Here is an 8603-nt window from a genome sequence, read left to right as displayed (position 1 = left end):
CAGGTCCTAGTGGTGGCAACACCGTGGAGGTTCGATTCCTCTCTTGGGCACCAGCAAGCGATTGCAGCGATCAGCGGACCGCCCGGCCAGACCGTCCGGCATGAGCCGCCAACGAGGAACCGCCGCACACAAGCCGCCACAGAGAAGCCGCCATCTCCGGGCGGCTTTTTCATTCTGCCGCCCCCGCTGACCGCGGCCCTTTCGTCCCTGGCCGGCACATCGCAGCTGCGGGCACGCCGCGCAGCGAAACCGGCCGACACTCCCGGCCGACCCTCACCCGACTCGCTGGCCGATGATACCCGAGAGCGCCGCGTCTGTCTGCCGGCCAGCGCCTCCAGATTCTCGCCGCGCAGCTTCGGCCCCCGGCGACGCGCGACCGGGCCGGTTCTTCGACTACGCGCCTCGGGTGCCAGGCGCCGCGCGTTCGAGAAAATCCGCGCGCTCGCCCAACCGCCGCGCCCAGTCGGGCGCGAGGCCGGCGATCCCGGCCAGCTCGCGCAGCTCGGCCGGGTCGGGACGGTGCTCGTTAACCGCGCGCCACATTCGATCGATCGTCCATCGCGGATTCGGCCGGGCGATCAGGCTGAACGCGTCGCCGACGGCGATCGCCCCTTCGCCGATCACCCGATAGTACCAGCCGGTGATCCGCTCGGCGAGGACGAAGCGCGACAGTTCGCGCTCGGCGAAGCGGTGGTTGAGCTTCCAGCACGGCGTTCTCGGCTGCGACACCTCGATCTGCGCACCGCCGACCTGATAGCGGTCGCCGATGCACACCGACAACTCGTCCATTGCCGACGCGCCGACGTTCTCGCCGAACGACCCCGCTTTCGGGACGGCGGCCATCGCGAAACGCGCGGCGATCCGCCGGTAGTTCGCGGCGGCGTACTGGCAGATCGCCTTCTCCGCGCCGCCGTGATGGCGCCGGTCGGCCTGGAAGTCGCCGGCGATTCCCTGGCGGGTGACCAGCACCCGCAGCCTTGGCTCCTTGAACAGGCCGGTGCGCTGCCCCTCGGGCTCGAGAAAGCGGACCCCGCCCGCGAAAAGATGATCGACGCGCATCGAGAATCCTCCACATTGCCCGCCAACCGCCCGTCCGACCACTGCCGACGGCGCGAAAAAAAAAGACGCGCCGCTGCACGGCGCGCAGAGGGTCAGCGGGCCAGAGGCGTCAGAGATCAGAGTAACAGTGATCAGCGGTCCAGGATCGGGGAGAAACACACCAACCGCAACCCCAGGTAGTGGTTCCGGTAGCCTGGAACGTCGACGTAGCGGAAGGCGCCGCGCACCACGCGCCGGGCATCGGTCCGCTCGGGGTCTTCGCGCCGGCGATCGGCTCGGTAAGGGTACGCTTCGTACGCGCTGCTCGTCCATTCCCAGACGTTGCCGGTCAAGTCCGACACGCCTTCGGGAGTGTCGCCGCCGGGGAAGACGCCGACTACCGGCTGGCTCGCGTCGTGGTACGCCGGGTCGTTCCAGTGCGCGGGTTCGCGCTGCCGCCCGCCGGGATACCAGTCGCGCAGCGTTCTCTCGAACTCGTCGTCGGACATCTGCCGGATCTCGTCCCAGAGTTCGGCCTGTCGGGAGGTGATCCGGCCTTCGCGCAACGCGGTCGCCGCCCAATCGGGGTGCTAGCGCAGGTAGCGGCGGTCCGTTCGCCAGTGCTCCTTTGGCCCCTCGTCGGTCGCTTCGCCGCGCTGCCAGCGCTTCGCCGCCTCACCCTGCCACCAGCGCTCGTCTTGGTAGCCGCCGGCATCGACGAACAGCCGCCTTTCGGCGTTGGTCACCGGGAAGCGCCCGATCGCGAACGGCGCGAGTTTCACCTCATCGACCGGCGCCTCGTCATGGTAGGGACCCTCGTCGCTGCCGATCGGGTACTCGCCTGCCGGAATCTCGACGACCGGCGGCAGCGATCCGCGCGCGCAGGTCGGCCGCCGGGTCCCGGCTGCGTTCGACGAGCGCCTGCTGCAGCCGCTCGCGCAGCGAAGGCGAGACACGGACTTCGCGTTGCGCCGCGCCCATTCGTCGGCGAGCCAGTCGCGCGGGGCCGGCGGTTCGCCACCGGCCGCCGGCGGTCGATGGCGGTTGAGCGGGACGAAAAAGCTGATCGGGGGCGGATCGCCGGGACCCGCACCCGCCGGTGGAACTTCGCCGGCGCAGCAGCGTGCTCTTGCCGCAGCCCGGCGGTCCCAGCACGACCAGCGCCGGCGAGTCGGGTGTCTCGGCGAGGACGTCGCGCAGGTCGTCGAACGGTTGCCGACGCGCCTATGCCTGCCAGCGCGAACCCTGCGCGTCGGGCCCCTGGTCGAGCAGCAGCGTCAGCCGGGTGAACCGGCGGTCGAGCGCGTAGCGCGGCTGCGACCATTCGGCGACGCGCAGCAGGCGGTATTCGTCGAGGTCGCGTGGCGAGTGACGGAGGACACGCTGCAGTTCGCCTTCGGGCAGGGCGAGCGGATCCGCGCCGCCAGCGACGATCGTCGCGCGCAGCGCGGCCAGCGCCGCGGCAGCCGGCGGCGCGTCGCCTGCCCGGCGAGAAAGACCGTCGCTGCGTCGACCCCTTTGCGGACCAGCAACTCTGGCGTGTCCTCTTCGGCGATCCCTTCGAGCAGCAGCGCCACGCGCGCTTCGGCAAAGGCATCGGCGACCGAAGCGCCGAAGCCGAGCTTGCGGTAGAAGGCGGCGGCAAAGACGATCGCCGCCCGGTCGCCGATCGCGTCGTTCATCCCGACCGCGCAGTCGACCGCCTCGACGACCGCCTCCGCCTGGCCCTTCGAGTAGCAGGCGTTGAGCACGACGAGGCGAACGGATGTGCGATGCAGCGCGAACAGCGCGCCCAACGCCGCCGTTCCGACTAGCCGGGTGTGGCCTGTGCCGTCGTCGAGGACGATCGCCTGCCCCTGGCCGCGCCCGCTGAAATGCACGACCTGCGGCCGGTACTGGTTGAGGTATTGCAGCAGGTCATCCAGGCTGACCGCCCACTGCGTGCGCAGGTCGAGCGCGTCGCGGCGTTCGGCCGCGCGGATTTTCCGTTCGATCTCCCGCGCCTCGTGGTCGAGCGCGAGGCGCGTCGTGTCGCCGGGATTGGCGGCGAGCATCAGGATCGTCGAGCGCCGCTGTCGGCGCGTGGAGGCGAACGGGCGACCGGCGGCAGCCGGTCGCGAGCCGGTGGCCGCGGCAACGACGGGACTCGACGGCGCGACCTGCGTCGCCGGCCCGATCTGGCCTTGGTCGGCCTGCGTTGGCGCGGCGCAGCGGCGGTCGAGTTCGTCGATCAGCGCGCGGAATTCGCCCTGGACCTCGCTGCCCGCGGCCTTCGCGACGACTTCGAGGAGCAGCGACAGCGCGTGCCGCGAGCCGACACAGCCGCGGTCGAGCAGGCCGCGGACGCAGCGCACGGTGAAATCGTCCGGCGCGCCGCTGCGATCGATCGCGTCGAAGATCGCCCGCTGCTCGTCGAAGGCGAGCGCGAGCCAGGTCGCGCGCTTGTCCCCGCCGAGGTGTGGCTGGAGCAGAGTGACGGCACGGAGAAGGAGGCTCATCGGAGTCGGCGGCTGATCGGCCGGGGAAAGCAATCGAAAGCGCGATCGGTGGCCGGACGCTGCCCGGCGAGGATCCCTCGCTCGCCCTCCCCCGCTCGCTCACCGCAAGTATAGCGCGCGCAGATCCCGGGACGGCCGCGCTGCGCTACCATAGCCACATCGCCTGCGAATCGGCGGCGGCGATGGCGCTGCCGACTGCATCGCCGCGACTCTTCCGACGCGCCGGGCGCACCGACCGACGATGGACCCCGAGACCCTGCCTCACGACGACTACGACACTCCGTGGAAGGAAGCGCTGGCGCGCTACTTCCCGGAGTTCATGGCCTTCTACTTCCCGCAGGCCCACGCCGGGATCGACTGGCGACGACCGCACGTCTTTCTCGACCAGGAGCTCGCACAGGTCGTCCAGGACGCCGCGCTCGGCCGGCGGCTCGTCGACCGGCTCGTGCAGGTGGCGACGCTGGCCGACGGAGAGCGCTGGGTCTACATCCATGTCGAAGTCCAGGGCGAACCCGACCGGGATTTCCCCGAGCGGTTGTTCACCTACAACTACCGGATCTACGATCGCTACCGGCGTCCGGTCGCCAGTCTGGCCGTTCTCGCCGACGAGCGCGCCGACTGGAAGCCGACTTCGTACGGCTACGAGCTCTTCGGTTGCCGGATGGGCATCCGTTTTCCGGCGGTCAAGCTCGTCGATTACGCGGACCGGATCGAGCCGCTGCTCGCCGATCCGAATCCGTTTGCGCTGGTCACCGCGGCCCACCTCTATACGCGCGAGACCAGAGGCGACATGCAGCGGCGCTACGCGGCGAAGTGGCGCCTCGCCCGGTTGCTCTACGAGCGCGACTGGGACCGCCAGCGAATCCTCGACCTCTTCGGCGTCATCGACTGGTTGCTGCGCCTGCCGAAGGAACTCGAACGACAACTCCTGCACGAGGTCTATGAACTCGAAAGGAAGGTCAGCATGCCGTACGTCACGTCCGCCGAACGCTTGGGCATCGAAAAGGGGCTGCAGCAGGGGCTGCAGCAGGGGCTGCAGCAGGGACTCGAGCAGGGACTGCAGCGCGGCGAAGCAGCCGTTCTCGCGCGCCAGATGGCCCGTCGCTTCGGGCCGCTGCCTGAAGCGGTGCAGGCTCGGCTGTCCGCGGCGACGACCGATCAGCTCGAACATTGGGCGATTCGGGTGCTCGACGCGACGTCTCTCGACGACGTTTTCGCTCCGTCCTGACACGAAACCGGCGACCAACCCCGGCCCGGCAGTCGTCGCGCGGCGCCTCAAGGCGAGTTCGTCACCTCCCGTCCAGAAGCCGGTGGCGAAGAACGGCGCAGCGCGGGATCCAGGTCGGCGGGCGGCCGATCGAGACGGTAGAAGCGGACACGCGCGGCCGGCGGCAGATCGACCGACTCCGGCTTGCCAATGAAGCTCAGCCCGGCGCTGCCTTCCCAGGGGGCGAGCGGACCACGCGCCTGCGGGGATCGCGGATAGTAGAAGTTGACCACCAGCGAGAGACCATGGCGCCGCTCCCACGGTGTTTCGATCAGCGGATTGTCGTGTCCGCGCAGCGCGGCGCCGGCCGCGTCGACGGCGAGCTGCCACGCCGCCGCATCCTTCGGGCAGAGGAAGTCGCCGGCGAACGGCGAACGTCGCGAGACGGCCGGGTTGAACTGCTGCGGCTGGAAGATCACTCCGGCGACCCCGCTGCCATAGCGGCGACGAGCGCTCGCCGACACTTCGCCGAGCCGCACGCGGTTCATCGCTCCCCAGGCGATTCCGCGCGCGACGCGCGGATCATCGGCGAAGCCCGTCGACCGCGTCTCGGCGTACACCAGCCGGGCGAGCAGATCTTGGTTGGACGGCCGGACGGCGAGCACCGCGGCCTGTGGCGCCTGATCCGCGGCGCGGTTCAGACACAGCGGCAGGTCGCCGGCGACTGCGGTGTGCGCGAGCAGCAGTCCGCAGGCCAGCCAGCCGAACCCGCCGCGCCCCGGGGTCTGTGGCGATCGGCCAGGCGGACAGGCGGGGGCATCGCGCAAAGCGTCGCCGGGCACCTGACGATTGCGAATTCCGGAAAGGACGTTGCTGGTGAGCCCCGCCCGCCGCCGGGCCTGACGAGGCGACCCGCGTGTTCCCGAGCCAGCCGCGCCGGCGCCGGTCACGCGTCCCGCTCGACCGGCGCACGCTGCGCCAGGCGCTCCGCGCCCGGCGCCCGCTCCGCGGCTATGGACCTCAGGGAGAGACGGAAGCCCCGGAGGTCGAGGCGCTCGCCGCGGCGCCACCGGCAGCGGGTCGCGGAGCGAAGCCCCCCGGCCCCGCGGCCCCACGAGCCGCCGCGCACGACGCGCCAGTCGCCGGCGCCTTCGGGACCCCGTGGGTCGTCGACGGTCTCGTCCGTGTACTCGCGCATCCCGTCGGCGCACCATTCCCAGACGTTGCCGTGCATTTCGTACAGGCCCCAGGCGTTCGGCGCGAACGACTTCACCGGCACGGTCCTCTCGCGGTCAATCCCTCGCTCGCCGCCCGCGTAAGGGTAGTTGCCGTCGAAGTTCGCCTGCGCGGTATCGATCGTCGGCCCCGTCGAGAACGGCGTTTCGCTTCCCGCGCGGCACGCGTACTCCCACTCGGCTTCGCTCGGCAAATCGGCGGTGACTCCGGGTACGCTCGACCGCACTCCACCGAGGAAGTCCTGCACGTCGTCCCAGCTCACGTTCTCGACCGGATTCTGCGCTTCGTCCTGGAACCGGCTCGGGTTGCTTCCCATCACTGCCTGCCAGAGTTGCTGCGTGCAGGCGGTGTCGGCGAGCCAGAATCCGGCCGTCAGCCGCACGCGGTGACGCGGGCCTTCGCCGTCGGACCGCTCGGTTTCGTTGTCCGGAGAGCCCATCGAGAACTCACCGGGTTCGATCCAGCGGAAGCGCTGGACGACTCCGGAGATCTCGACGTCGATCCACAGCCCGTACGCGTCGTCGCCGAAAGCGCAGACAAAGGGAGGTGGCCACAGCGGCGGGCAGCGCCGCTCGTCGGGGAGCCCGTCCTCGTCGTCTCGTCCGGGCGCCGGGGGCCCCTCGCCCGCCGGCGGACGAACAGGCGCTTCAGGCATCGGCGCCCCCCGATCGGGAAAGGACGGCGACCCGGGAGGCTGTCGGCGCCGGCATCCCCCGTTCGCGCCTACCGGCGCCCCGGGCGCCTTGCAGTTCGCCGCCGCGCAGCCGCACGGCGGCAGGACGTCGCGTCTGGTCCATGGCTTCCGACAAATCCATGCCGGTCCCGCGGGCTTCCCGATTCGCGCCAGCTTCGCTGGGCGGCGTCGCCATCCGGCGACGGTCGTCGCGCTCCGGGCCATCGAGCTCAGGGAGAGACGGAAGCCCTGGTTGTCGTTGCGCTTGTCGCGGTGCCTCTGGTTGCGGGTCGCGGAGCGAAGCCTCCTGGCCTCGTTGTTCCACGAGCCGCCGCGCTCGACGCGCAGGGCCTTTCTCTCTGACGACGGACATCCCGGCGCACACTATAGCACCGCATCCGCGCGCGCAGCGCCGAGCTCCTCGAGCACGCGGCGGCGAAAGGCGTCGCTCCGGCAGCCGCAAAGCGTCGCCAGCGCCGCATCGACCGCCCGCTGCAGTTCGCCGTCGCTGGCCACACCTTCGTCCGCCGCGCGCCCGATGCGCGCCAGCGCCGCGCGATAGCGGCTCATCCTGCGCGGACTGGCGAGCACGACGCCCTGCCGAACGCGGAAGCCACAGAAGCGGGTCCCTTGTTCGCTGCGCGCGATCCGCACGCTCGACTTCAGCGTCAGCCCGCGCTGCTCGAGCAGGTGCGCGCGCAGTGCGGCCAGGCTCGTTTCGGCGACCCGCCGGTCGTCACACACCCAGAAGAGGTCGTCCATGTAACGGACGACGCAGCCGCAGCCCGGCTCGGCGAGCAGCAGACGGTCGGCACTGTCGAGAAAGGCGTTCGCGAAGTGTTGCGAGGTCAGCGAACCGATCGGCAGGCCGACACTAGGCCCGTTGGTTGCAGCCCGGTCGAGAATTCGTTCGAGCAGGCGGAGGAAAGGCTCGCCGCGGAAACGGCGGCGCAGCAACTCGAGCAGCAAGTCGTGGCGGATCGACGGAAAGTACGCATCGACGTCGACCTGCACGAACCACGGTCGCGAGCGCAGGCCGCGCTGCACGGCGAGCACCGCGGCGTGCACGCCCTTCCCCGGCCGGCAGGCGTACGTGCCATCGACGAGCATGCGCTCGAAGCGCGCCTCGGCGAGGTTGAGGATTGCGTGGTGCAGCACGCGGTCGGCAAAACACGCCGCGTGAATCGTTCGCCGCTTCGGATCGTGAATCGTGAAACAAGTCGCCCGTCCGAGCGGCGCGCGCTCTTCGAGAATCGCTTCCGCGAGCGCCGCCAGTTGTCGGTCGAGGTCCGCGAGGAAGCGCGCGACCGCCGGCCGGCTGCTCTTTCCCTTCGCTGCCTTCCACGTCGCCAGCGCGAGGTTGTCGCGCGCGGCCAGAGCTTCGAGGGTGATCGTCTGGCGCTGCATCCGCGCTGCCCTCAGCGATCGCCCGACGCTTCGGCGAGCAGCGCGAGAAAGCGCTCCGCGTAGCGGTCGAGCCGGGTCTCGCCGACGCCATCGATCGCCCCGAGCGCTTCGCGCGTCCGCACGCGCGCGCGGACCATGCTCGCCAGCTGTTCGTTGGTGAACACCGCGTACTGGGCAACGCCCTCGCTTTCGGCGATCTGCTTGCGCAGCGCGCGCAACTGCGCGAAGACCGCGAAGTCGGCCTCGTTGAGCACTTCCCGATAATCGATCCGCCGCCCGCCTGGCGCGTCGGCCTTCAGCGATTCCGGCAGCCGGCCGGGCCCGGGCGCGAGGCTGACACAGACCGCCCAGAACGACGCCATCCCGGCGTCGACGAGATGGCGTTCGACGGCCAGCACGCGGTTCTTCGCCAGACAGTCGTTGAGTTCGTCCTCGGCCGGACGCGGCTGCATCACCGGAATCACGAAGAAACGAAAACTCATCGACTGACCTCTCTCCCGATCGAACCGGGAATCCGCAGACTTCGCCAGCACTTGCCGCGCTT

Annotated in this window: 9 protein-coding genes and 1 pseudogene; 1 reads left to right on the top strand and 9 read right to left on the bottom strand. The window is 70.4% G+C overall.

Annotation, left to right across the window (positions count from 1 at the left end; translation table 11 throughout):
• Positions 1-393: 393 nt before the first annotated feature.
• The 5 genes and pseudogenes from NFW05_RS11675 to NFW05_RS11660 all read right to left on the bottom strand — a co-directional run bounded on the left by NFW05_RS11675 (position 394) and on the right by NFW05_RS11660 (position 3536).
• Positions 394-1059, bottom strand: coding sequence for an MOSC domain-containing protein (locus NFW05_RS11675; protein ID WP_295306772.1), 666 nt, complete (start codon positions 1057-1059; stop codon positions 394-396).
• A gap of 131 nt (positions 1060-1190) precedes the next feature.
• A complete protein-coding gene (locus NFW05_RS11670; protein ID WP_295306769.1) occupies positions 1191-1604 on the bottom strand; it encodes an SUMF1/EgtB/PvdO family nonheme iron enzyme in 414 nt (137 codons plus the stop codon).
• A gap of 24 nt (positions 1605-1628) precedes the next feature.
• Complete coding sequence (locus tag NFW05_RS11665) at positions 1629-1994, bottom strand: SUMF1/EgtB/PvdO family nonheme iron enzyme (protein WP_295306766.1); 366 nt, start codon at positions 1992-1994, stop codon at positions 1629-1631.
• A gap of 49 nt (positions 1995-2043) precedes the next feature.
• Positions 2044-2193, bottom strand: a pseudogene (locus NFW05_RS18560) (hypothetical protein); the annotation flags it as partial.
• A 122-nt stretch (positions 2194-2315) separates the two neighbouring features.
• Positions 2316-3536, bottom strand: coding sequence for a CHAT domain-containing protein (locus NFW05_RS11660; protein WP_295306763.1), 1221 nt, complete (start codon positions 3534-3536; stop codon positions 2316-2318).
• 241 nt (positions 3537-3777) lie between these two features.
• Between NFW05_RS11660 and NFW05_RS11655 the strand changes: the two genes are divergently transcribed.
• Positions 3778-4764 (top strand): DUF4351 domain-containing protein, encoded by a 987-nt coding sequence (locus NFW05_RS11655; protein WP_295306760.1) that lies wholly within the window; start codon positions 3778-3780, stop codon positions 4762-4764.
• A gap of 47 nt (positions 4765-4811) precedes the next feature.
• Here NFW05_RS11655 and NFW05_RS11650 read toward each other — a convergent pair whose 3' ends face one another.
• From NFW05_RS11650 to NFW05_RS11635, 4 genes are all read right to left on the bottom strand, one after another.
• The gene (locus NFW05_RS11650) at positions 4812-5693 is read right to left on the bottom strand and encodes a cell wall hydrolase (protein WP_295306757.1); all 882 of its coding nucleotides are present in this window, start codon (positions 5691-5693) and stop codon (positions 4812-4814) included.
• Positions 5690-6634, bottom strand: coding sequence for a formylglycine-generating enzyme family protein (locus tag NFW05_RS11645; protein WP_295306754.1), 945 nt, complete (start codon positions 6632-6634; stop codon positions 5690-5692). The genes NFW05_RS11650 and NFW05_RS11645 overlap by 4 nt, the downstream gene beginning before the upstream one ends.
• Before the next feature lie 402 nt (positions 6635-7036).
• Positions 7037-8059, bottom strand: coding sequence for an RNA-directed DNA polymerase (locus tag NFW05_RS11640; RefSeq protein WP_295306751.1), 1023 nt, complete (start codon positions 8057-8059; stop codon positions 7037-7039).
• Positions 8060-8070: 11 nt separating this feature from the next.
• The gene (locus tag NFW05_RS11635) at positions 8071-8541 is read right to left on the bottom strand and encodes an HRDC domain-containing protein (protein WP_295306748.1); all 471 of its coding nucleotides are present in this window, start codon (positions 8539-8541) and stop codon (positions 8071-8073) included.
• Positions 8542-8603 lie beyond the last annotated feature (62 nt).

It is taken from the genome of Accumulibacter sp. (assembly GCF_023806625.1).
Lineage (GTDB): Bacteria > Pseudomonadota > Gammaproteobacteria > Burkholderiales > Rhodocyclaceae > Accumulibacter.
This window is presented reverse-complemented; position numbering and strand designations above follow the sequence as displayed.